Source organism: Nocardioides zhouii, from assembly GCF_004137345.1.
GTDB lineage: Bacteria > Actinomycetota > Actinomycetes > Propionibacteriales > Nocardioidaceae > Nocardioides > Nocardioides zhouii.
Genome location: NZ_SDWV01000003.1, coordinates 1 through 23,116 on the forward strand (window position 1 = coordinate 1; position 23,116 = coordinate 23,116).

At 71.6% G+C, this 23,116-nt stretch carries 21 protein-coding genes; 2 read left to right on the top strand and 19 right to left on the bottom strand.

The window, feature by feature from the left end:
* Window positions 1-511: 511 nt before the first annotated feature.
* The 9 genes from EUA94_RS03225 to argC are packed head-to-tail and all read right to left on the bottom strand — an operon-like array spanning window position 512 to window position 9,738.
* Complete coding sequence (locus tag EUA94_RS03225) at window positions 512-1,084, bottom strand: DNA-3-methyladenine glycosylase (protein ID WP_129425140.1); 573 nt, start codon at window positions 1,082-1,084, stop codon at window positions 512-514.
* On the bottom strand, window positions 1,062-2,498 hold the full coding sequence (gene argH / locus EUA94_RS03230; RefSeq protein ID WP_129424672.1) for an argininosuccinate lyase: 1,437 nt from the start codon (window positions 2,496-2,498) through the stop codon (window positions 1,062-1,064). The genes EUA94_RS03225 and argH overlap by 23 nt, the downstream gene beginning before the upstream one ends.
* Window positions 2,498-3,934, bottom strand: a complete 1,437-nt coding sequence (gene argG / locus EUA94_RS03235) for an argininosuccinate synthase (RefSeq protein WP_129424674.1) — start codon at window positions 3,932-3,934, stop codon at window positions 2,498-2,500. Before argG ends, argH begins: the two co-directional genes overlap by 1 nt.
* Window positions 3,931-4,479 (bottom strand): arginine repressor, encoded by a 549-nt coding sequence (locus tag EUA94_RS03240; protein ID WP_129424676.1) that lies wholly within the window; start codon window positions 4,477-4,479, stop codon window positions 3,931-3,933. The genes argG and EUA94_RS03240 overlap by 4 nt, the downstream gene beginning before the upstream one ends.
* Entirely contained in the window at window positions 4,476-5,399 is a 924-nt protein-coding gene (gene argF, locus EUA94_RS03245) for an ornithine carbamoyltransferase (RefSeq protein ID WP_129424678.1), read from the bottom strand. The genes EUA94_RS03240 and argF overlap by 4 nt, the downstream gene beginning before the upstream one ends.
* Window positions 5,396-6,577, bottom strand: a complete 1,182-nt coding sequence (locus EUA94_RS03250) for an acetylornithine transaminase (RefSeq protein ID WP_277986074.1) — start codon at window positions 6,575-6,577, stop codon at window positions 5,396-5,398. Before EUA94_RS03250 ends, argF begins: the two co-directional genes overlap by 4 nt.
* A complete protein-coding gene (argB, locus tag EUA94_RS03255) occupies window positions 6,574-7,509 on the bottom strand; it encodes an acetylglutamate kinase (protein ID WP_129424680.1) in 936 nt (311 codons plus the stop codon). The genes EUA94_RS03250 and argB overlap by 4 nt, the downstream gene beginning before the upstream one ends.
* Window positions 7,506-8,657 carry a bifunctional glutamate N-acetyltransferase/amino-acid acetyltransferase ArgJ gene (gene argJ / locus EUA94_RS03260; RefSeq protein WP_129424682.1) on the bottom strand — a complete coding sequence of 384 codons (1,152 nt, stop codon included), beginning with the start codon at window positions 8,655-8,657 and terminating at the stop codon, window positions 7,506-7,508. The genes argB and argJ overlap by 4 nt, the downstream gene beginning before the upstream one ends.
* Window positions 8,658-8,709: 52 nt before the next feature.
* Window positions 8,710-9,738, bottom strand: a complete 1,029-nt coding sequence (gene argC, locus EUA94_RS03265) for an N-acetyl-gamma-glutamyl-phosphate reductase (protein WP_129424684.1) — start codon at window positions 9,736-9,738, stop codon at window positions 8,710-8,712.
* An 89-nt stretch (window positions 9,739-9,827) separates the two neighbouring features.
* Between argC and EUA94_RS03270 the strand changes: the two genes are divergently transcribed.
* Both EUA94_RS03270 and EUA94_RS03275 read left to right on the top strand, forming a co-directional pair.
* Window positions 9,828-10,631, top strand: coding sequence for a maleylpyruvate isomerase family mycothiol-dependent enzyme (locus EUA94_RS03270; RefSeq protein WP_129424686.1), 804 nt, complete (start codon window positions 9,828-9,830; stop codon window positions 10,629-10,631).
* 65 nt (window positions 10,632-10,696) lie between these two features.
* On the top strand, window positions 10,697-12,157 hold the full coding sequence (locus tag EUA94_RS03275; RefSeq protein ID WP_129424688.1) for a calcium-binding protein: 1,461 nt from the start codon (window positions 10,697-10,699) through the stop codon (window positions 12,155-12,157).
* 60 nt (window positions 12,158-12,217) lie between these two features.
* On the opposite strand, the gene pheT is transcribed toward EUA94_RS03275, so the two are convergent.
* The 10 genes from pheT to infC all read right to left on the bottom strand — a co-directional run bounded on the left by pheT (window position 12,218) and on the right by infC (window position 22,986).
* Window positions 12,218-14,719, bottom strand: a complete 2,502-nt coding sequence (pheT, locus tag EUA94_RS03280) for a phenylalanine--tRNA ligase subunit beta (protein WP_129424690.1) — start codon at window positions 14,717-14,719, stop codon at window positions 12,218-12,220.
* A 17-nt stretch (window positions 14,720-14,736) separates the two neighbouring features.
* Window positions 14,737-15,834, bottom strand: a complete 1,098-nt coding sequence (gene pheS, locus EUA94_RS03285) for a phenylalanine--tRNA ligase subunit alpha (protein WP_129424692.1) — start codon at window positions 15,832-15,834, stop codon at window positions 14,737-14,739.
* A gap of 161 nt (window positions 15,835-15,995) precedes the next feature.
* The gene (locus EUA94_RS03290) at window positions 15,996-18,572 is read right to left on the bottom strand and encodes a DUF4153 domain-containing protein (protein WP_129424694.1); all 2,577 of its coding nucleotides are present in this window, start codon (window positions 18,570-18,572) and stop codon (window positions 15,996-15,998) included.
* A complete protein-coding gene (locus tag EUA94_RS03295) occupies window positions 18,569-19,279 on the bottom strand; it encodes a response regulator transcription factor (protein ID WP_129424696.1) in 711 nt (236 codons plus the stop codon). Before EUA94_RS03295 ends, EUA94_RS03290 begins: the two co-directional genes overlap by 4 nt.
* 76 nt (window positions 19,280-19,355) lie before the next feature.
* Complete coding sequence (locus EUA94_RS03300; protein ID WP_242494653.1) at window positions 19,356-20,420, bottom strand: sensor histidine kinase; 1,065 nt, start codon at window positions 20,418-20,420, stop codon at window positions 19,356-19,358.
* Window positions 20,421-20,441: 21 nt separating this feature from the next.
* Window positions 20,442-20,708 carry a DUF4031 domain-containing protein gene (locus EUA94_RS03305; RefSeq protein ID WP_129424698.1) on the bottom strand — a complete coding sequence of 89 codons (267 nt, stop codon included), beginning with the start codon at window positions 20,706-20,708 and terminating at the stop codon, window positions 20,442-20,444.
* Window positions 20,705-21,508, bottom strand: coding sequence for a TrmH family RNA methyltransferase (locus tag EUA94_RS03310; RefSeq protein ID WP_129424700.1), 804 nt, complete (start codon window positions 21,506-21,508; stop codon window positions 20,705-20,707). Before EUA94_RS03310 ends, EUA94_RS03305 begins: the two co-directional genes overlap by 4 nt.
* A 4-nt stretch (window positions 21,509-21,512) precedes the next feature.
* The gene (rplT, locus tag EUA94_RS03315) at window positions 21,513-21,899 is read right to left on the bottom strand and encodes a 50S ribosomal protein L20 (protein ID WP_129424702.1); all 387 of its coding nucleotides are present in this window, start codon (window positions 21,897-21,899) and stop codon (window positions 21,513-21,515) included.
* Between the two features lie 74 nt (window positions 21,900-21,973).
* The gene (locus tag EUA94_RS03320; RefSeq protein ID WP_090971167.1) at window positions 21,974-22,186 is read right to left on the bottom strand and encodes a large ribosomal subunit protein bL35; all 213 of its coding nucleotides are present in this window, start codon (window positions 22,184-22,186) and stop codon (window positions 21,974-21,976) included.
* 116 nt (window positions 22,187-22,302) lie between these two features.
* Window positions 22,303-22,986, bottom strand: coding sequence for a translation initiation factor IF-3 (infC, locus tag EUA94_RS03325; protein WP_129425146.1), 684 nt, complete (start codon window positions 22,984-22,986; stop codon window positions 22,303-22,305).
* Window positions 22,987-23,116: the final 130 nt, after the last annotated feature.

The following is a 23,116-nucleotide window of genomic DNA, read 5'->3' on the forward strand; positions in this document are numbered from 1 at the left end:
GCCAGCGTTCGTCCTGAGCCAGGATCAAACTCTCCATCGAAAACAAACCCCAACCCACCAAAGTGAGCCAAGGAATATCAATAAGAGCCACATCCCCTGACAAAAAACAAAACTGACATCAACTGCCGAAACAATCGTTCAGAATCATTGTCAAAGAAACCGCGACACCACACTCCACCACCCCACAAACGAGGCAACTTCACATGACGTCAACGGGGCAAAACAAACCAATTCGTCGACTAATCAAACACACTGTTGAGTTCTCAAAAATCAGACGCACCCGATCCTCGCCGGCTGGGCCGGTTCGGTCGCGGGGCAACCTGCAGAAACTTACCGGGCTCGGTGCTCACCGTCAAACTCGTGGGCATCGTGCTCAGGTGGTCGTTGCCAGGTTTCCGCTTCAGCTGACCTTCTGGCCAGGAGGCGGCGCCACTTGCAGCGACAAGAAGAACTGTAGACCCTCCCTCCGGGCGGTGCCAAACCGGGGGGTCTGTGAGCGAGAAACCGCAGGTCAGCGACGTACGGCGCGGCGTGGGGCGGCTGGCCGGTAGGTGCTGACGGTGCGATCGTCCGTCACCCAGAACCGCCACGGACGGTCGGCCGCGTGCCTCAACCCGACGCGCGGACCGCTGCTGATCGTGGCGACGGGCTCCCCGCGCTCGAGGGCCGGGCGGGCGCCGTTGTCGGCGAGATCGATCCCGAGCGCGCGGCACAGCCGCGCCGGGCCGCGTGCCAGGTCACGGTCGCTGCTCCCCCGCCGGCGCTCACGGGCCAGGTCGAGCCCGGCGACGACCTCACCCGCGCGCAGGAGCACGGCCCCCGGGTCGCCGTCCGGTCCGGTGACGAGGTTGGCGCAGTGGTGCATTCCGTACACGAAGTACACGTAGAGGTGCCCGGGCGGGCCGAACATGACGCGGTTGCGGTCGGTCTGACCGCGGTAGGCGTGGGAGCCCGGGTCGGCCGGACCGGCGTACGCCTCCACCTCGGTCAGCCGCACCGAGACGCCGCCGTGGGTGAGGACCGCGCCCAGCAACCGCGGGGCGACCTCGAGCGGGTCGCCCTCAGCCCAGTCGGCCACGGTGATCGGCCGCCACGGAGCGGACCTCGTCGAGCTGCTCGCGCACCCTCGCGGGCGCCGTACCGCCACGGCCCGAACGGGACGCGACGGACCCCTCGACCGTGAGGACCGAACGTACGTCGGGCCTCAGCGCCGGCGAGATCGCGGCGAGCTGCTCGTCGGTGAGGTCGGGAAGGTCGCAGCCGAGCTCCTCGCAGCGACGTACGCACGCTCCGGCCAGCTCATGGGCGTCGCGGAACGGCACGCCCTCCCGCACCAGCCACTCGGCGACATCGGTCGCGAGCGAGAACCCCTGGGGTGCCAGCTCGGCCATCCGCGCGACGTTGAACGTGAGCGTGGCAACCATGCCGCTGAAGGCGGGCAGCAGTACCTCGAGGGTGTCCACCGAGTCGAAGACCGGCTCCTTGTCCTCCTGCAGGTCGCGGTTGTAGGCCAGCGGCAACGCCTTGAGCGTGGTCATCAGACCCGCGAGGTTGCCGACCAGCCGGCCCGACTTGCCCCGCGCGAGCTCGGCGACGTCGGGGTTCTTCTTCTGCGGCATGATGCTCGACCCGGTGCTCCACGAGTCGTGGAGAGTCACGAAGTCGAACTCGCGCGTCGACCAGAGGATGACCTCCTCGGCCAGGCGCGAGACGTCGACGCCGATCATCGCGGTGACGAACGCGAACTCCGCCACGAAGTCGCGCGCAGCCGTGCCGTCGATCGAGTTCGGGCTCGAGCCCGAGAAGCCGAGCTCGTGGGCCACCTGCTCGGGGTCGAGGCCTAGCGACGAGCCCGCCAGCGCGCCCGCGCCGTACGGCGACTCGGCCGACACCCGGCGCGTCCAGTCATCGAGGCGGGCGACGTCGCGCAGGAGCGGCCAGGCGTGCGCAAGAAGGTGGTGCGACAGCAGCACCGGCTGCGCGTGCTGCAGGTGCGTACGGCCCGGCATGACGCTCTCGCTGCCGGGAGCGAGGTGGTCGGCAGCCTGGGCCGCGAGCACGTCGACCAGGTCGAGGACCTGGCGCGCGATCGTGCGGACGTGGTCGAGCAGGTACGCCCGGAACAGCGTGGCGATCTGGTCGTTGCGCGAGCGTCCCGCGCGGATGCGCCCACCCACCTCGGAGCCGACCTCGTCGACGAGCAGCCGCTCCAGAGCTCCATGGACGTCCTCGTCCGTCGGGGCCGGGTGCAGGTCGCCGGCGGCGTACCTCTCCCCCAGCACCGCCAGGCCGCGCAACAGCTCGGCGTGGTCGACATCGGTGAGCAGGCCGGCGGTGTGGAGAGCGTTGGCGTGAGCCCGTGAGCCCGCGAGGTCGTACGGCGTCAGCTGCCAGTCGAAGTGGGTCGACCGCGAGAGTGCCTGGAGCTCCGGCGACGGCCCGCTCGCGAACCGGCCGCCCCAGAGGGAGCCTTCGTTGGTGGTGCCGGGCTGGGTCATCAGTCGGTTCCGAACTCCATCGCTGCGGCGTCGAGGGCGCTGTCGTCCTCCGACTCCGAACGGGCCGAGGGGTTGTCGGTGATCCTGTCGTAGCCGCCGGCCTCGATGGCACCGAATAGCGTGCCGTTCTCGACGAGCACCTGGCCCTGGTCGAGCGGCTGGGCGGCGTAGAGCTCGAGCTTGGCACGCGAGTCGGCGATGTCGAGGTTGCGCATCGTGAGCTGGCCGATCCGGTCGGTCGGGCCGAACGCCGCGTTGTCGGTGCGCTCCATCGACAGCTTGTCGGGATGGTAGGAGAACGTCGGACCGCTGGTGCTGACGATCGAGTAGTCCTCGCCACGCCGCAGCCGGATGGTGACCTCGCCGACCACGAGCGAGGCGATCCAGCGCTGGATCGACTCGCGGATCATCAGCGCCTGCGGGTCGAGCCAGCGGCCCTCGTACAGCAGCCGGCCGAGCTTGCGGCCCTCGTTGTGGTACTGCGCGACGGTGTCCTCGTTGTGGATGGCGTTGACCAGCCGCTCGTACGCGATGAAGAGCAGCGCCATCGCCGGCGCCTCGTACACGCCGCGCGACTTGGCCTCGATGATCCGGTTCTCGATCTGGTCGGACATGCCGAGGCCGTGGCGCCCACCGATGGTGTTGGCCTCGTGGACCAGCGCGACCGGGTCGTCGTACACGACGCCGTTGATGGCGACCGGGCGTCCCTGGTCGAAGCGGATCGTCACGTCCTCGGTCTGGATCGCGACCGAGGGGTCCCAGAACTTCACGCCCATGATCGGCTCGACGACCTCGAGCGAGACGTCGAGGTGCTCGAGCGTCTTGGCCTCGTGGGTGGCGCCCCAGATGTTGGCGTCGGTGGAGTACGCCTTCTCCTGGCTGTCGCGGTAGGGCAGGTTCTGCTCGATCAGCCAGGCGCTCATCTCGTGGCGCCCACCGAGCTCGGTGACGAAGTCGGCGTCCAGCCACGGCTTGTAGATCCGCAGGTCCGGGTTGGCGAGGAGGCCGTAGCGGTAGAACCGCTCGATGTCGTTGCCCTTGAAGGTTGATCCGTCGCCCCAGATGTTGACGCCGTCGTCGTGCATCGCGCGCACCAGCATCGTGCCGGTGACGGCGCGGCCCAGTGGCGTGGTGTTGAAGTAGACGCGGCCGCCGGAACGGATGTGGAAGGCACCGCACGCGAGCGCCGCGAGACCCTCCTCGACCAGTTGGGCCTTGCAGTCGAGCGCGCGCGCCAGCTCGGCGCCGTACTGCATCGCCCGGGCCGGCACGCCGGAGATGTCGGGCTCGTCGTACTGCCCGATGTCGGCGGTGTAGGTGCACGGCACCGCTCCCCCGGCGCGCATCCAGGCGACCGCCACGGAGGTGTCGAGACCTCCGGAGAAGGCGATGCCGACGCGCTCGCCGACGGGGAGGGAGGTGAGGACCTTGCTCACGAGATGACGTCCTTGTCTGCAGCAGTTGATGGGGAGGGCGTGTGGTGGTTGGCGAGGTCGAGGAACCGCCGGACGAGCGCGTCGCCACCCTCGGGGTCGCGCCCGATGACGAGCAGCGTGTCGTCGCCGGCGATCGTGCCGAGGACCTCGCCGAGGTCGGCCTTGTCGAAGGCACTGGCGAGGAACTGGGCGGCGCCGGGAGGGGTGCGCAGGACGACCAGGTTGGCGCTCGCCTCGGCGCTGACCAGGAGCTCGGCGCAGAGGCGGGCGAGCCGGTCGCGGCCGGCGGCGGTCTCGCGGGGTGCCACGACGGACCGGTCACCGCCCTCGCCGGGCACGGCGTACACCAGGGCACCGTCGGCGCCGCGCACCTTGACCGCGTCGAGCTCGACGAGGTCGCGGCTCAACGTGGCCTGGGTGACGTGGACGCCGTGGTCGCCGAGCAGGTCGGCGAGCTCGGTCTGGGACCGCACCGGGTGGGTGGTGACGATCTCGACGATGCGCTGGTGGCGGGCCCCCTTCGTGAGGGGCGTGAGAGCCGTCATGAGCGGTCCAGGAGCCAGGTGAGGACGGCCTTCTGCGCGTGCCGGCGGTTCTCCGCCTCGTCCCACACGACCGACTGCGTGCCCTCGATGACTGCCTCGGAGATCTCCTTGCCGCGGTAGGCGGGCAGGCAGTGCATGACGATGGCCTCCGGGTCGGCGTGGGCGAGCAGCTCCTCGGTCACACCGTAGGGCGGGAAGATCCGGAGCCGGTCCGCGGACTCCTCCTCGCGGCCCATGCTGACCCAGGAGTCGGTGATGACGACGTCGGCGCCGCTCACGGCCTCGACCGGGTCGACGGTCAGCTCGATCGAGCCGCCGGTCTCCTGGGCGATCGTCCGGGCGGTGGCGATGACGTCGGCGTCGGGCGTGAAGCCCTCGGGCGCGCCGATCACGACGTGCATCCCGGCAGCGGCTCCCGCGAGCACCCACGAGTTGCCCATGTTGCAGGCTCCGTCGCCGACGAAGGCGGCCCGTACGCCCGCGAGCCGGCCCTTGTGCTCGCGCACGGTCTGGAGGTCGGCGAGCAGCTGGCACGGGTGGAACTCGTCGGTGAGCGCGTTGAGGACGGGCACGCCGGCGTGCTCGGCCATCGTCACCACGTCGCTCTGGTGGGCGGTGCGCCACACGATGGCGGCCGCCTGCCGGCCGAGCACGCGAGCGACGTCCTCGACGCCCTCGCGCGAACCCATAGCCGCCAGGCCACCGTCGACGGTCATCGGGTTGCCGCCGAGCTCTGCGATGCCGGCGGCGAACGAGACCTGGGTCCGCAGGGTGGGCCGGTCGAAGACGAGCGCGACGGTCCGCGGGCCGGTGAGCGGCTTGTGGTCGAAGGGCTCGGCCTTCATCCGGTCGGCGAGGTCCAGGACCTCGATGAGCTCGGCGGGAGACAGGTCGTCGTCGCGCAGGAAGTGGCGGGTCACGGCTTGAGCTCCTCGGGATCGGTCACGATGTCGGCCCACGCGTCGGCGAGGACGGCGATGTCGGCCTCGGTGATCGTGAGCGGTGGGACGAAGCGCAGCCGCGCCGGCCCGGTGTTGTTGAGCAGGAAGCCGCGGGCCTGGGCCCGGGCCACGACCGCCGCGGCGGTCTCGTCCGCGAGCTGGACCCCGAGCATCAGGCCACGTCCCTCGACGGCGATGACCTCCTGCTCGGCGGCGAGTGCCCGGGTGAGGTGTGCGCCGCGCTCGACGGCGGCCGACAGCAGGTCGTCGCGCTCGATGACGTCGAGCACGGCGAGGGCGGCGGCGCACGCGACCGGGTTGCCGCCGAAGGTGGTGCCGTGGTTGCCGGGCTTGAGCAGGCTCGCGGCCGCGCCGTGGGCGACGGTGGCGCCGATCGGGATGCCGCCGCCGAGGCCCTTCGCGAGGGTGACGATGTCCGGGCGTACGCCGTCGACGAGCTGGTGGGCGAACCAGGCGCCCGTACGACCGATGCCGGTCTGCACCTCGTCGAGCCACAGCATCGCGCCGTGCTCGTGCGCGATGCGCTGGGCGGCGGCGAGGTAGCCCGCGTCCGGAACGACGACGCCGGCCTCGCCCTGGATCGGCTCGAGGACGATGGCGGCCACGGTGTCGTCGACGGCTGCCTCGAGCGCGGCCACGTCGTCGTACGGCACAAAGGTGACGTCGCCCGGCAGCGGCTCGAAGGGCTCGCGGTAGGCCGCCTTGGATGTGAGCGCGAGGGCGCCCATGGTCCGGCCGTGGAAGGAGCCCTCCGCGGCGATGAGGCGGGTGCGGCCGGTGCGACGGGTCAGCTTGAGCGCGGCCTCGTTGGCCTCGGCGCCCGAGTTGCTGAAGAAGACCCGGCCATCGGTCCAGCCGAGGAGCGAGAGCAGTCGCTCGGCGAGGCCGACCTGCGGCTCGGTGGCGAAGAAGTTCGACACGTGGCCGAGCGTCGACAGCTGGGTGGTGACGGCCTCCACCAGCGCGGGGTGGGCGTGGCCGAGCGCATTGACGGCGATGCCGGCGAAGAAGTCGACGTACTCGTTGCCGTCGACGTCCCAGACGTGGGCGCCGGCGCCACGGGCGAGCTGGAGCCGCGGCGGTCCGAAGGTGTTCATCAGGGAGGCGAGGTAGCGCTCCTGCGCAGGGTGGGTCACGACGGCTCCTCCTTCGCGTAGGGCTTGCGCAGCTTGGTGACGGCGCCGGGGAGCACCTGGGTGCCGACGCCCTCGTCGGTGAAGATCTCGAGGAGCACCGCGTGCGGCTCGCGGCCGTCGACCACGGTGGCCCGGGGCACGCCGCCGATGACGGCCTCGTAGCAGGCGCGCATCTTCGGGATCATCCCGGCGTCAAGGCTCGGCAGCATCTCGCCGAGGGCTTCCGGGCTGATCTCCTGGATCAGGTCGTCGGAGTTGCCGTAGTCGCGGTAGAGCCCCTCGACGTCGGTGAGGACCATGAGCTTCTCGGCACCGAGCGCGACGGCGAGCGCGGCGGCTGCGGTGTCGGCGTTGACGTTGTGCACCAGACCGTTGACGTCGGGAGCGACCGAGCTGACGACCGGCACCCGGCCCGCCTCGATCAGGTCGAGGACTGCCTCGGGCCGCACCCGGGCCACTTCGCCCACGAGGCCGAGGTCGACCTCCTCGCCATCGACGATGGTGTTGGTGGGTTCCGCGGTGAACAGGCCGGCATCCTCGCCCGAGAGCCCGACGGCAAGCGGACCGTGCTGGTTGATGAGGCCGACCAGCTCGCGCTGGACCTGGCCGACGAGGACCATCCGGACCACGTCCATCGCCTCGGGGGTGGTCACCCGGAGGCCGCCGCGGAACTCCGACTCGATGCCGAGCCGGTCGAGCATCGACGAGATCTGGGGGCCGCCGCCGTGGACGACGACCGGCTTGAAGCCAGCGAACCGGAGGAACGCAATGTCCTCGGCGAAGGCGACCTTGAGGGCGTCGTCGGTCATCGCGTTGCCGCCGTACTTCACCACGATCGTCTGGCCGTGGTAGCGCTTGAGCCACGGCAGGGCGGCGGCGAGCGTACGGGCCTTGGCGGGGTCGGGCCGGCCGGGGCTGGGGATCTGGTTCATGAGCTGTACGCGCTGTTCTCGTGGACGTAGGCGTGGGTGAGATCGTTGGTCCAGACGGTGGCGCGGGCGTCGCCGGACTTGAGGTCGATGGTCACGCTGACATCGCGGCCGGTGAGGTCGACGGTGGCCGGGTCCTCGGCGGGCGTGGACTCGCGGCACACCCAGACGCCGTTCATCGCGACGTCGAGGTCCGCGGGGTCGAACGTGGCGTCCGTCGTGCCGATGGAGGCGAGGACGCGGCCCCAGTTGGGGTCGTTGCCGAAGACCGCGGCCTTGAAGAGGTTGCTGCGTGCGACGCTGCGGCTGACCTCGACCGCCTCGTCCTCCGTCGCGGCGTGGAGCGTGGTGATGGCGATCTCGTGGTCGGCGCCCTCGGCGTCCTTGAGCAGCTGCATCGCGAGGTCGGTGCAGGCCTGCGTGAGTGCGGCGCCGAAGTCCTCGGGAGTGGGTGTGATGCCGCTGGCGCCACTGGCCATGACGGTGACGGTGTCGTTGGTCGACATGCACCCGTCGGAGTCGAGCCGTTCGAAGCTCACCCGCGTCGCCGCGCGGAGGGCGGCGTCGAGCTCGGCGGCGGGCACGACCGCGTCAGTCGTGATCACGACCAGCATCGTGGCGAGCGCGGGCGCGAGCATGCCGGCGCCCTTGGCCATCCCGCCGATCGACCAGCCGGCGCCCTCGACGACGACGGTCTTGGCGACCGAGTCGGTGGTCATGATCGCCTGGGCGGCGGGCACTCCCCCGTCCTCGGCGAGAGCAGCGGTCGCGGCGTCGACGCCAGCCAGCAGGTCGTCCCGGTCGTTGGCGAGCCCGATGAGGCCGGTCGAGCAGACGACCACGTCGAGTGCGCCGATGCCGAGCCCGGTCGCGACGCGCTCGGCCACGGCGTGGGTGGTCTGGAAGCCGTCGGGTCCGGTGTAGCAGTTGGCGCCGCCGGAGTTGAGCACGACGGCGCGTACGACGCCGTCCTTCACGACCTCCTGGCTCCAGAGGATCGGGTTGGCCTTGCAGCGGTTGGCGGTGAAGACGCTCGCGGAGTCGAAGGTGGGACCGTGGTTGACGACCAGGGCGAGGTCGAGGCCGCCGCTGGTCTTGAGTCCGGCCGCGACGCCGGCGGCGGTGAAGCCGCTGGGGTGGGTGGTGCTCATTCGGGGTCCCTGTCGAAAGCGGAGCGAAGCGAGCATTTCGATGGGGTGAAGTTCATGGAGCGAGTCCGATCGTGGAGAGCCCGGTGGCCTCGTCGAGGCCCAGGGCGAGGTTCATGCACTGGACGGCGGCGCCGGCGGTGCCCTTGGCCAGGTTGTCGACCACGGCGACCGCCACGAGTCGTCGTACGCGCTCGTCGACGGCGACCTGGACCTGCACGGCGTTGGAGCCGAGGACGGACTGGGTCTGCGGCCACTGGCCCTCGGGCAGCAGGTGGACGAAGGGCTCGTCGGCGTACGCCGCCGCATAGGCGTCGCGGACTCCCGCGGCCGTCACACCGTCGAGCAGGGGCGCCTGCACCGTGGCGAGGATGCCGCGGGACATCGGCACGAGGAGCGGCGTGAAGCCGACCCGCACCGGTGAGCCGTGCACGCCGCTGAGGTTCTGGACGATCTCGGGGGTGTGCCGGTGGGTGCCGCCCACGCCGTAGGCGCTGGCGTTGCCCATCACCTCGCTGCCGAGCAGGTGCGGCTTGGCCGCCTTGCCCGCGCCACTGGTGCCGGATGCGGCGACGACGGTGACGTCGGGCTCGACCAGCCCGGCCGCGATCGCGGGGACGATCGCGAGGGTGGACACGGTCGGGTAGCAGCCGGGGACGGCGATCCGGCGCGCCCCGCGCAGGAGCTCGCGCTGGCCGGGCAGCTCGGGGAGGCCGTACGGCCAGGAGCCGGCGTGCTCGCCGCCGTAGAACGCCGCCCACTCCCCCGGGTCGGTCAGCCGGAAGTCGGCGCCGCAGTCGATGACGACCGTGTCCTCGCCCAGCGCCCGGGCGATCGCGGCCGACTGGCCGTGCGGCAGGCCGAGGAAGACCACGTCGTGCCCGGCGAGGGTCTCCACCGTGGTGTCGACGAGGACGCGGTCGGCCAGCGGCAGCAGGTGCGGCTGGAGCGAGCCGAGGCGCTCACCGGCGTTGGACCCGGCGGTCAGCGCGCCGATCTCCACCTCGGGGTGACCGAGCAGCAGGCGCAGGACCTCGCCCCCGGCGTACCCACTGGCTCCGGCGACGGCGACTGAGACGGTCATATGCATGACTATACATTGCTCTGCATGTTCCTCCGAGCCGGGGTGAAATCACGAGGCGGGATGTCCCTGCACTCCCCTACGGTGCTGGGGTGACCCGACTCCCTCCCGAGACCTACCTGGACCACCTGCGCATCGAGTCCGCACGCTTCCGCGACGTCATGGCGGCGTGCGACCCAGCGGCGCGGGTGCCCTCCTGTCCCGACTGGAACGCCGCCGACCTGCTGTGGCACCTCGCGACGGTGCAGCGCTGGTGGGCCGAGGTGCTGGCGGCCCGCCCCGCGAAGCCCGAGGAGGTCGAGCCGCCGCGGCCCGAGGCGTACGACGACCTGCTGGCGCGCTACGACGAGTGGTCGGCCGAACTGGCCCGTGTCCTCGAGGCGGCCGACCCCGCCGACGAGGCGTGGACCTGGTCCGACGACCACACCGCGGGCTTCATCCTGCGGCGGCAGGCGCACGAGGCGCTGATCCACCGGGTGGACGCCGAACTGGCCGCGGGCACCGGCTCGGACGTCGACCCCGTGCTGGCCTCCGACGGGGTCCACGAGGTCCTCGACGTGATGTACGGCGGGTGCCCGCCGTGGGGCACCTGGACACCCGGCGAGGGACTGGTGCGGGTCGACACCACCGACACGGGCGAGGAGTTCTGGGTGCGGTTCGGCATCTTCGCCGGCACCGACCCCGACAGCGGGACGTCGTACGCCGACGAGGAGGACTTCCACGTCGTGCCCGCCCCCGACGACGCGGAGATCGAGCCCGACGTCGTGATCGACGGGCCGGCCGTCGCGCTCGACATGTGGCTGTGGAGCCGGGGAGACGACACGGACCTCTCCGTGGTCGGGGACACCGACGTCCACGCTCGCTTCCGCGCGATCGTGGACTCCCCGATCAACTGACAGCAACCTTTCGGGCGCGTGCAGTGTCTCCTCGACGGACACACCACTTCTCGAGAGGTTCCGCCATGCCTTCCGCACGCCACCCAGCCGTCGTCACCGCCCTGCTGACCGTCGGGCTGGCCTGCGCCGCTGTCCCTGCCCACGCTGAGCCGCTGACCTGCCAGGGCCAGGCGGTGACCGTCACCGGCAACGCGGGGACCGGCGGCGACGACGTCATGGTGGTGGGGCTGACCGCGACGGGTGTCGCGTCGAGCGGAGCCGGCAACGACCTCGTCTGCATCCGGGTGACGTCGTCCCGCGAGCCGTTCACCTACGGCGTAGACGCAGGTCCCGGCGACGACGCGGTCGTCAACGAGTCCACCGACGGCAACATCGGCCTGACCGTCGTCCTCGGCACCGGCGCCGACACCTACCTGGGCAGCGACACGACCGGCGAGGTCGTGTACGCCGGAACCGGCGACTGGTCGATGCTCGGGGGCGTCACCGATACCGAGAAGGACGTCATCGACACACGAGGCGGTGGTGACGCGGTCTACTCCGGCTCGATCGAGTCCGGATCGGTCAACCACGACCAGGTGACGCTGGGAGAGGGCAACGACGGTCTGCGCTGGGCGGGGTTGCAGGCCGGACCGACCGCCGACCTCGGCGGTGGCGACAACTCGCTGAACCTGTACCGCGGCTGGCAGGGCAACGACCTCGTCGTCGATGCTCCCACCGGCGTCGCGACGGTCGACGGGAAGCCGGTCCTCCGGTGGTCCGGCGCTACGACGTCGTACACCGTCCTCGTCGACAACCTCCACACCACGTTCACCGGCACCGATGCCGACGAGCGCGTCACCTTCGGCAGCGGCAGCCCTGTCCCGACGGGCGGAGTCGGCGTGATGCCGCCGCCGAGCCCGGACGCGCGCCGCACCGTCGATCTGCGGGGCGGCGACGACTCCCTGGTGTTCTACGACACCGTCGGCGGTGACCTCGTCGGCGGCGACGGGCTCGATCGCGTCGAGCTGGGGTACTGCCCGGAGGGCGACGTGCGCGTAGGGGCGGCCTACACCTGCGTTCGCAACTACAGCCCGCGCCTCGAGTACACGGGAGCGATGGACGCGTGGGAGGAGGTCCACCTCGCCGGCAGCCGCGTCTCGCTGGTGGGATCCGATGCTCCCGAGGTGCTCAGGGCCTCCGGCGGCAACGTCAGGATCAGCGGCCGCGGCGGTGACGACCTCCTCACCGCGTCCCGTCTGCGAGGCACCACGGACGTGAGGTGGCCCGTGGTGCTGCGCGGTGGCGACGGTGACGACACCCTGGCCGGCTCGTTCAACGACGACCGGATCGTGGGCGGCCGGGGTGCCGACCGCCTCTACGCCAGCGCCGGGGCCGACCTGCTGCTCGGTGGGTACGGCAAGGACCACCTCGCAGGCGGCAAGGGCGCCGACCGCCTCGTGGGTGGCAAGGGCCGCGACCGTGCCCTCGGCGAAGCCGGACGCGACGCGTGCTCCGCGGAGGTACGCCGCTCCTGCGAGCGTCGCTGACGCGCACTGGGCCTTGAGTCTCCAGGAGACTCAAGGACCAGGCGCGTGATCGTTCGGGCGTCAGGCGCGCTGGACGGCCCCGGTGCGCTCCGCCGCGAGCGCAACGGCTGCGTCGCGGGCGGCGGCCGCCTCGCCCTCCTTGAGGGTCCGGTCGAGGGCGCGGAACCGCAGGGCGTACGCCAGCGACTTCTTGCCCTCGCCCACCTGGTCGCCGGTGTAGACGTCGAACAGCCGGATCGACTCCAGCAGCTCACCGGCGCCCTCGCGGAGCGCCGCCTCGACGTCGGCGGCCGGCACCGAGGTGTCGACGACGAGGGCGACGTCCTCCTTGGCGACGGGGTACGACGAGAAGGTCGGCGCCTGCCGCAGGTGGACGGCCCGCTCGAGGAGGAGGTCGAGGTCGACCTCCGCGGCGACGGCGCGCTTCGGGAGCCCGAACGCCTGGCAGACGGTCGGGTGGACCTCGCCAGCGTGACCGATCACCGCTCCGTCCACCGACAGCTCGGCGCACCGGCCGGGGTGCCACGGGGCACGGTCGGCGGACGACACCGAGACCTCGAGCCCGAGCGCCGCGGACACCGACCGGACCGCCTCGACGGCATCGGCCCAGGTGACCGGCCGGGCGTCGCCCCACCAGCCACCGGACGTCGCCTCGCCCGAGGCGACGACGGCGAGGTGGAGAGGCTGGGCGGGAAGGGCGGCGTCGAGGGCCGCGAACTCCTCGTCGGTCGGGCGACGGTCCACCGGGAGGATCGCGGCCGGGCCCGAGTGCCGCGGCAGGGTGACCGTGCCGGTCTCGAAGATCGCAACGTCGGTATTGCCGTGCCCGACGTTCTTGCCGGCCGCCCGGAGGAGCCCGGGCAGCAGGGTCGTGGTCATCGACCCGGCTTCGGCGCTGAGCGGGTTCGACAGCCGCAGCACGTCGCGGCGCGCATCGTCGGCCGGGAGCCCGAGCGCGTCGAGGTCGGCGGCCCCCACGAACGGGAAGGTCACCACCTCGACGAAGCCGTCACCGGCGAGCGTACGGCCGACCCGGCGACGCAGCTGCTGGGCGCGGGTGAGACCGCGACCCGAGGGAGGCGTCGGCAGCACGGACGGCACGCGGTCGTAGCCGACGAGTCGGATGACCTCCTCGGAGAAGTCCTGCGCGTCGGTCAGGTCGGGTCGCCACGGCGGGGGCGTGACGGAGAGCGTCCCCGAGCCGTCGACGTCGCAGCCCACAGCACGCAGGCACTCGATGCTCTGTTCCTCGGTGATCGGCATGCCGGACACGCGAGCGGCGAGGTCGCCGGGGACATCGATCACCGGCATGGCCGGCGGGGTGCCGACGACCGTGACCCCGGGGTCGGCCTGGCCGCCGCCGTGCTCCACGAGCAGCGCGACGACGCGGTCCGCCGCGGCCTCGCAGATGGTCGGGTCGACGCCGCGCTCGTTGCGCTTGCCGGCCTCGGAGGTGATCTTGTGGCGACGCCCGGTGCGGAACATCGACACGGCGTCCCAGTGGGCCGACTCGACGAGGACCGACGTGGTGGTGCCCGACATCTCGGTCGTCTCGCCGCCCATCACGCCGCCGAGCCCGATGATCCCGGAGTCGTCGGTCACGACGAGGTCGCCCGCGTCGAGCGTGCGGTCAGTGCCGTCGAGGGTCGTCAGCCGCTCGCCGTCGCGCGCCCGGCGTACGACGATCGCGCCGGTCAGCTTGTCGGCGTCGTAGCCGTGGATCGGGCGACCCGTCTCGAGCATCACGTAGTTCGTGATGTCGACCGCCAGCGAGATCGGGCGCATCCCGGCGGCGGTGATCCGCTGGACCATGAAGTCGGGCGTCGGCGCGGCCGGGTCGAAGCCGGTGACCCTGCGAGCGACGAAGACCGGGCAGCCCTCCGCGTCGTCGACGACGACCGAGTGGCCGTCCGCATTGGCGGCCGGGGTGTCGCGGACCGCCGGGTCCCGGAAGTTGCTCGCGCCCTCCACCGAGACCAGCACCTCGCGGGCAATGCCGCGGATCGACAGGGCGTACGCGCGGTCGGGGTTGATCTCGAACTCGATGGTCTCCTCGTCGAGGCCGAGCACCGGGCGTACGTCCTGGCCGGGCTCGCCGGCGTCGGCCGGCAGCACGATGATGCCATCGTGGTCGTCGCCGAGGCCGAGCTCCTGGGCGGAGCAGATCATCCCGGCCGACAGGTGGCCGTAGGTCTTGCGGGCGCCGATCTCAACGGGGCCCGATCCATGGCTGCCGGGCAGCACGCCACCGGGCAGGACGGTGGCGACGAGGTCGCCGGGCTTGAAGTTGTGGGCGCCGCAGACGATGCCTTGGGGCTCGCCGGTGCCGTTGGCGTCACCGACGTCGACGGTGCACCAGTTGATGGTCTTGCCGTTCTTCTGCGGCTCCGGCTCCATCGTCAGCACGCGGCCGATCACCAGCGGGCCGGTGATGTCGCGACCGGCGCTCTCGATCGCCTCGAGCTTGAGGCCGGTGAGGGTGAGCCGGTCGGTGATCTCGTCGGTGGTGGTGCCGGCGGGCACGTCGACGTGGTCCAGGATCCAGGACAGGGGTGCCTTCATGGCTTAGATCTCTCCCTCTAGATTTCGCTGCCGAAGGCCGCGGAGAACCGCACGTCGCCCTCGAAGAGCGGACGCAGGTCCTCGAGGTTGTGGCGGAACATGAACGAGCGGTCGATGCCCATGCCGAACGCAAAGCCGCTGTAGACGTCGGGGTCGACACCGCAGGCGATCAGCACGCGCGGGTTGACCACGCCGCAGCCGCCCCACTCGATCCAGCCCTCGCCGCGACAGGTGCGGCACGACTCCGGGTCGATCCCCCGGCAGACGAAGCACTTCACGTCCACCTCGGCGGACGGCTCGGTGAAGGGGAAGTACGACGGCCGGAAGCGCGTCGTGATGCCGTCGCCGAACAACTGCGAGGCGAAGTGGTCGAGCGTGCCCTTGAGGTGGGCCATCGTGATGCCCTCGTCGACCACGAGCCCCTCGACCTGGTGGAACATCGGCGAGTGCGTCGCGTCGTACTCGTCGGTGCGGAACACGCGACCCGGGCACACCACGTAGATCGGCGGCTTGCGGGTCAGCATCGTGCGCGCCTGGACCGGCGAGGTCTGCGTACGCAGCACGACGTGGTTCTCGGCCGGCTCGGTCCAGAACGTGTCCTGCATGGTCCGTGCGGGGTGGTCGCGACCGAGGTTGAGTGCGTCGAAGTTCAGCCACTCCGCCTCCACGACCGGACCCTCGGCCACCTCGTAGCCCATGGCCACGAAGAGGTCGGCGATGAGCTCGGACTGCAGCGTCAGCGGGTGGCGGCCGCCGCGCCGGCTGCGCGTCGTCGGCAGGGAGACGTCGACGCCCTCCTCGGCGAGCATCCGCTCCTCGTGCTCGGCCTCGAGCACGGCCTGCCTGGCGGCGAGTGATTGGTTGATCGCACCCCGGGCCTTCCCGATGCGCTGGCCGGCGTCCTTGCGGGCCTGCGGCGGCAGTGCGCCGATCTCGCGGTTGGCGAGGGCGATGGGCGACCGATCACCCGCGTGGTCGAGGCGGACCTGCTTGAGGCCGTCCAGGTCAGTGGCGTCGGCGATCGCGGCCAGGGCCGCCTCGCGCATCGCGTCGACCTGCTCGGCCTTGAGCGGGGTCACCTCGACAGGGTCGTAGTCGGTGTTGGGGCCGGACATGGCTCCCTTTCAGCGGCAATCAGCGATCGGCGGTCGCCGCAGAGTCTAGAAGTGGATGAGCATCGGGTCGGACGGGGCACTCCCCGGACCCATGACGTCAGCTGCCCGACGGACCAGGTCCGGGGCGCAGAAATCGCAAGCTCGTGTCCACGCAGCCGACTCTACTCGGCGTACGCGGTCCAGACGCCACTGCATTGATCGCCCCGCCCGGACGCCGACGGCAGGGCGACCCGGTCCAGGGCGTCCTCGGCCCGGGAGCGACCCAGGTTCCAGGCGCGGGCGTCCTCGAGCACCTCGGGCCGGAGCTGGTTGGCGGGGTGGTACTGGAGCACGCAGCCCGCAACGTCCGCCGGCAGCCGCTCGGCGATGACCGGGGTCGCGTCGGCCGAGAGCGACTGGAGGTAGGTCAGGTCGACCTTGCCCGTCGCGTCGTAGCGGTCGAGGTTGCGCCCGGCCACCCAGGCGTCGGGGTTGATCGCCGCCAGCCCGATCAGGGCGACGGCACCCGAGACCAGGGCGATGCGCGGCAGCCAGACGGCGCGGCCGAGCACGCCGGCGACCATGATCGCCAGGACGACGAAGCCCAACCAGCCCTCGAAGACGTCGACGAAGAGCCGGAGGGTCGTGAAGCCGTACGCGTCCTGGTAGACCGCCATCCCGCGCAGGGCCGACGCCACGACGAGCAGGGTCAGGGCGCAGAGCAGCCCGAGCGAGACGAGGAGCCAGCGGCGGTCCTCGGCAGTGCTGCCCGCGCGGCGGGCCGCGACCCAGACCACCAGCACGGTCAGCGCGGTGGCGAGGGTCAGCTGCCCGAAGCCCTGGTGGACGTAGTCGGCGTACGTCAGGCCGGTCGTGGTCTCGATGTAGTCGCGACCACCGACGAGCGCCCGCGCCTGGGCGGCGATGAAGGCCACGAAGACCGCGTCGACGACGAGCACCGGGACCAGCCACTCGAACCGGTTGGCCAGCGGCGTGGGGCGCCGGTCACCGAGCGACTCCACCTGGGCGGGGTTGAGGGCGAGGTACGCCGCCCCGAGGGTCGCGGCGAAGACGAAGCACGCGAGGAAGGCGCGGCCGACCAGGTCGTTGAAGGTCAGGTTGGGCACCAGCTCGTCGACCCAGGACCCGAAGACGGGGTTGGCGCTGGCGAAGATCGTGCCGAAGACGCCGAGCCCGAGGAGCGACCAGAACGCCGTACGGACGAGGGCCGGCGTCCGCGACCCGGTGCCGGCGATCCGCAGCGAGCGGCCGAACCAGGGGAGCCCTCGCAGCGACGCGAGCGGCCAGGACATCCCGGACAGGAGGATGCCGGGCAGCGTACGGGCGCCGGTGACGCCGCACAGGAACACCGCGGCGGCGGCCACGAGCCCGAGCATCTGCACCCACCACGCGTCGAGCAGCGTCATCGGCAGCACGAGCAGGAGGGCGAGCGCCGAGCAGAGGACGGTCCAGGGCTCGCGGCGCCGGCGGGCGGTCAGCAGGGCCGCAACGCCGCAGGTGACGGCGACGAGCGTCCAGGTGATCCCGACCGCGGTGAACGACAGGGCGACCCCGGCGACGAGCCCGGCCGCGGCAGCCGCGGCGACGGTGCGCAGGCCCGACGGCAGCCCGACCTCCGGCCAGAACTCACCGAACAGGTTCGCCAGCTCGGGCTGCGAGCGTTGCCGGGAGTACGGCTGACCCGTTGGCGGCGGCACGGGGGCCGTGGTCACGGCCGGTGCCTGCACCCGGGACGGGACCGGGACGGTGTCGCCGGTGACGTCGAGGCGCAGCCGGGCGCCGCGACCGGCGTCGGGATCGAGGAAGCGCAGCGTGCCGCCGTGCAGCTGGGCGACCCACCGGGCCACGGCGAGCCCGAGCCCGGTCCCGCCCCCACCGTCGGTGCCGAAGCGCTCGAAGACCCGCTCGCGGTCCTCCGGCGCGACTCCCCCGCCGTCGTCGGTCACCTCGAGCCACCAGTGCGCGTCCTCGGCGCCGCCGCCGACCCGCACCGCGGTGCCCGCCGGCGCGTGCCGCCCAGCGTTGTCGAGGACGTTGACCAGGAGCTGGCGCAGCCGAGCGGGGTCGGCCTGCACGACCATGTCGGCGGGCACCGTGACGTCGAAGGTGCCGGTGCGACCGGCGGCGGCGACCTGGCCCACGGACTCCTCGACCAGCGACCGGAGGGTGACCGGCTCGCGGTCGAGCTCCACGACCCCGGCCTCGAGCCGCGAGAGCTGGAGCAGGTCGTCGACCAGCCGCCCCAGCCGCTCCGCCTCGTCGAGCGCGGCCCGGAGGTGGTCGGAGTCCGCGGGCACGACGCCGTCGGCCAGGTTCTCGAGGAGCGCGGTCATCGCCGTGAGCGGCGTACGCAGCTCGTGGGACACGGTCGCGATCAGGTCGCGCCGCTCGCGGTCGACGGTCGCGAGGTCCTCGGCCATCCGGTTGAACGCGGCGGCGAGCTGGCCGACCTCGTCGGTGGCACTGGTGCGGACCCGACCCGAGTAGTCGCCGCGGGCCATGGCCCGCGAGACCTCGGTCATCCGGTGCAGCGGTGCCACCATCCCCGCGGCCAGCAGCTGGGTGACGCCGAGCGCCAGCGCCACGCTGACCGGCAGGACGAGCAGGAGCGAGACGTCCGCGGCCGCGCCGAGGAGGGTGAGCAGCACGGCGACCACCACGGACGCCACGACGAGCAGGCCGAGCTTGACCTTGAGGCTCGTCACGGCGTCGAGCGGCGTGGACCGGGGGGTGCTCACTGGACGTCCTCGAGCGCGTAGCCGACGCCGTGCACCGTACGGATCCGGGTGGCGCCGACCTTGCTGCGCAGCGCCTTGACGTGGCTGTCGACCGTGCGCGCGGCGCTCGCGCTCCCCCAGGCGTCGCCCCAGTCCCAGACCTCGCGCAGCAACCGGTCGCGGCCGAGCACCTGTCCGGCCTCGCGGGCCAGGCAGAGCAACAGGTCGAACTCCGTCGGGGTGAGGTGGACGGGCTCGCCCGCCACGGTCGTACGCCGCGTGCCGGGGTCGATCGTGATCGCACCCACCGTGAGGGCCGCCGGCCGCTCCTCGGCGAGGGCGGTGGCCCGCTCGACCCGCCGCAGCAGCGCGGCGACGCGGGCGACGACCTCGCGCATCGAGAACGGCTTGGTGAGGTAGTCGTCGGCGCCGACGCCGAGGCCCACGAGCACGTCCGCCTCGTCGTCGCGGGCAGTCAGCATGAGGACCGGCACGGGCCGGTCGGCCTGGATCCGGCGACAGACCTCGAGCCCGTCGAAGCCCGGGAGCATCACGTCGAGCAGCACCACGTCGGGGCGTACGGAGGCGGCGAGGTCGACCGCGGTCGGACCGTCGAAGGCCTGCTCGACGACGTAGCCCTCGGCGCGCAGCCGCTGCGCGAGCGCATCGTTGATGGTGCGCTCGTCCTCCACCACCAGGGCGGTCCTCGCGGTGGTCGTCGACGTCATGGTCCGACCCTAGGATCCCGACCGGTCGGGAGGCGGGGACGACTCGTGAAGGTTGTGTGGAGGTCGCCTCGCGGCGTCACTCCGGGCGCTGGTCGTCGGTCGGCCAGTCCACCATCACGCGGGCGCCCCCGCCGGGGGCGTCGTCGATGGTCACCCAGCCGCCGTGCGCGCGGGTGAGCCCGCCGACGATGTACATCCCGAGCCCGCTGCCACCGGAGTCGCCGGTGGTCCAGAACTTGGTGAAGACGCGGCGGCGCAGCTCGACGGGGATGCCGTCGCCCTCGTCGTCGACGGTGATCCGTACGCCGATGTCGGAGGTCGCCAGCCGGACGCACACCTGGCCCTGGCCGTGGCGGATGGCGTTCTCGACCAGGTTGGTCACGACCTGGGTGAGCTTGTCGGGGTCGGCGAACACGTCGGGCAGGTCGTCCTGGACCTCGAGGCCGATCTCGCGTGCGGTGCCGGCCTCGATCGAGTCGACGACCCGTCGTACGAGCACCTCGGCCGAGGCCTCGCGCGGGTAGAGCTGGAGCCGGCCGGTGTCGATACGCGCGACGTCGAGGAGCTCGGCGATCAGCCGGGCCAGCCGGTCGGCGTCGGCGTTGACCGTCTCCAGCATCAGCTTGCGCTGGTCGTCGCTGAGCTTGTCCCAGCGGTTGAGCAGCGCCTGGACGAACCCCTTGACGCCGGTCAGCGGCGAGCGCAGCTCGTGGGCGACCGTGGCGACCAGGTCGGACCGCTCACGGTCCAGTCGCGCGCGACCGCGGCCGCTGCGCAGCCCGACGGCGATGCCCACCACGGGACCGAGCGGCTCGTTGCGCACCAGCTTGGCGGTGGTGAGCACCTCCTCGCCGGACGCGTTGAGCCACGACTGCTCCGGGACGGCGCGCACGATCGAGATGCTGTCGAACGGACGGTTCACGTCGAGCCAGCTGCGTCCGTCCTGGTCGAGCAGCCGCAGCAGCTCGGACAGGGGCAGCGACGACGCCTCCTGCGCGTCGATGCCGAGCAGCGCGGCAGCCTGGGAGTTGATGATCGTGACGACACCGTCCCTGGTGGCGCCGAGGACGCCGTCGGGGTAGTAGTCGGCGAGGGATCGCAGCCGGGTGGGCGTGCTCTCGACCTTCCTCTCCCCGGACACGTCGGTCACCCTAGGCCAGATTCAGCGCTGGAACTGCGCCTTCGGCCGCCGGAGTCCCGCGGCGCGCAGTGCCGACACGAGCTCGCGGGAGCTGACCGGCACGGCGCCGGCCGCGACCATCACGTCGTAGAAGTCGTCGGGCACGTCGTAGTGGTCGCGGTCCCAGCCCCGGGCCGGGATGCCGTGGGCCGCTGCGAACTCGTGCGCCTCGTCGTACGACGTGTCGCTGGCCAGGTGGGACCACATCCGGTCCCAGCGCGGGACGGCGGGCGGGTCGATGAGGATCACGTCGTCGCCCGGTGGGCGCGGGCGGTGGCGTAGAGGCACACGGCCGCGGCGGTCGAGAGGTTGAGGCTCTCGGCGCGACCGTGGATGGGGATCGCGACGCGGGCGTCGGCCAGCGCCGCCAGGTCGTCGGGCAGCCCCCACGCCTCGTTGCCGAACAGCCACGCGGTCGGTCCGGTCAGGTCGGCCTCGAAGAGGTCGACGTCGCCCGCGCCGTCCGCCGCCAGGACGCGCAGACCGCGGGCCTGCGCGGCACGCACCGCGACGGCGGGATCCGGAGCGATGGCGAACGGGAGGTGGAACAGGCTCCCGACGGTGCCCCGGACGGTCTTCGGGTTGTAGGCATCCACCGACTGCCCGGCGAGCACGACGGCATCCGCACCGGCGGCGTCGGCCGTACGGATGACGGTGCCAGCGTTGCCGGGATCTCGTACGTCGGCGCAGATCACCAGCAGCCGCGGCGACGCGGTCACCACGTGCTCCAGCGGCGCGTCGAAGTGACGGCACACCGCCACGACACCCGCGGGTGAGACCGAGTCGGACAGCGAGGCGAGCGCACGCTCGTCGACGAGGGTGACGTCCGTGCTGCCGAGCAGGTCGGCGTGCTGCTCGAGGGCGGCGGGGGTCGCGAAGACCTCCACCACGCAGCCCTCCACCGTGAGAGCACCTTCGACGGCCTTCGGGCCGTCGGCAAGGAAGAGCCGCCGCTCGGTGCGTACCGAGCGGCGGCTCAACTTGCGAGCCTCCTTGACGCGGCCATTCCCCACTGTGAGCGGAGTGCCGGCGGTCAGGGGAGAGCTCATCGGATCAGGCGGAGACCTTGGGCGCGTTGACGTCGTCGGGCAGCGCGGCCTTCGCGGCCTCGACGAGCACGGCGAAGGCCGGCGCGTCGTGGACGGCGAGCTCGGCCAGGATCTTGCGGTCGACCTCGATGCCCGCCAGGCCGAGGCCCTGGATGAAGCGGTTGTAGGTCATGCCGTTGGCGCGGGCAGCCGCGTTGATGCGCTGGATCCAGAGCTTGCGGAAGTTGCCCTTGTTCTTGCGTCGGTCGTTGTAGCTGTAGACCAGGGAGTGGGTGACCTGCTCCTTGGCCTTGCGGTAGAGCCGCGAGCGCTGGCCGCGGTAGCCGGCGGCGCGCTCGAGGGTGGTACGACGCTTCTTCTGGGCGTTCACTGCGCGCTTGACGCGTGCCATGGGTTACTCCTTGGTGCAAAGGGGATGAAGACGGAACGGCGGCTGGGCCACCAGGTGGAAGGTGTGGCGGAGCCTCAGATGCCGAGCATCTTCTTGGCGCGTGCGACGTCGCCCTTCTCGAGCTCGACCATGCCGGCGTTGCGGCGGTGCTTCTTGCGGCTGCCCGTGGTCGGCGCGGAGGCGAACGCAGCGCCGGACTTGCGGCCGGCCTGGAGGCGCATGATCTTGCCCGAGCCGGTCACCTTGAAGCGCTTCTTTGCGCCCGAGTGGGTCTTGTTCTTCGGCATGTCTGCCTCAACTTCCTTCTGCGTACTGGGATCTGGGTTGGTGATGGTGGCGCCGATCGAGGTGCTTGATGTGACGACTTCGTCGCCACCCACTTCGATCGAGACCTTCGCTTCGCTCAGGCCTCGATCTCGGGATCGAGGTTCTCGGAGCGGCCACGCTCCTTCTTCTGGGCCACGGGGCCGGCGAGGTGCGCTGCTTCGCGCTCCGCGTCCTCCTCCGCCTTGGCGTCCGCACGGGCCTGCGCCTTGGTGGCGCGGGCTGCGTCGGCGTCGATCTTGGCGTCGGCCTTCTTCTTGTGCGGGCCGAGCACCATGATCATGTTGCGGCCGTCCTGCTTGGGCGAGGACTCGACGAAGCCGAGCTCCTGCACGTCCTCGGCCAGCTTCTGCAGCAGGCGGAAGCCGAGCTCCGGGCGGTGCTGCTCGCGGCCGCGGAACATGATCGTGATCTTGACCTTGTCGCCGGCGCCGAGGAACCGCACGACGTGACCCTTCTTGGTCGCGTAGTCGTGGGCGTCGATCTTCGGACGAAGCTTCATCTCCTTGATGATCACGTTCGTCTGGTTGCGTCGGGCCTCGCGCGCCTTCTGGGCGTTCTCGTACTTGAACTTGCCGTAGTCCATGAGCTTGCAGACCGGGGGGCGTCCCTGCGGGGCGATCTCGACGAGGTCGAGGTCGGCTTCCTGGGCCAGCTTGAGGGCCTGGTCGGTCGGCACGATCCCAACGGTCTCGCCGTTGGGTCCGACGAGCCGGACCTCGGGTACGCGGATCCGCTCGTTGATGCGCAGCTCGGTGCTGATGGGTCCTCCAGTGGTTCGGGTGGGTGGGTGCCGGTCGGCCTCCCGCCCGGAGGCTCCCGGGGGAAATGCAGAATGGCTCCCGCTGTGTGCCAAGCGGGAGCCAGTCGTCACTCGTCCCCCCTCTCGGGGA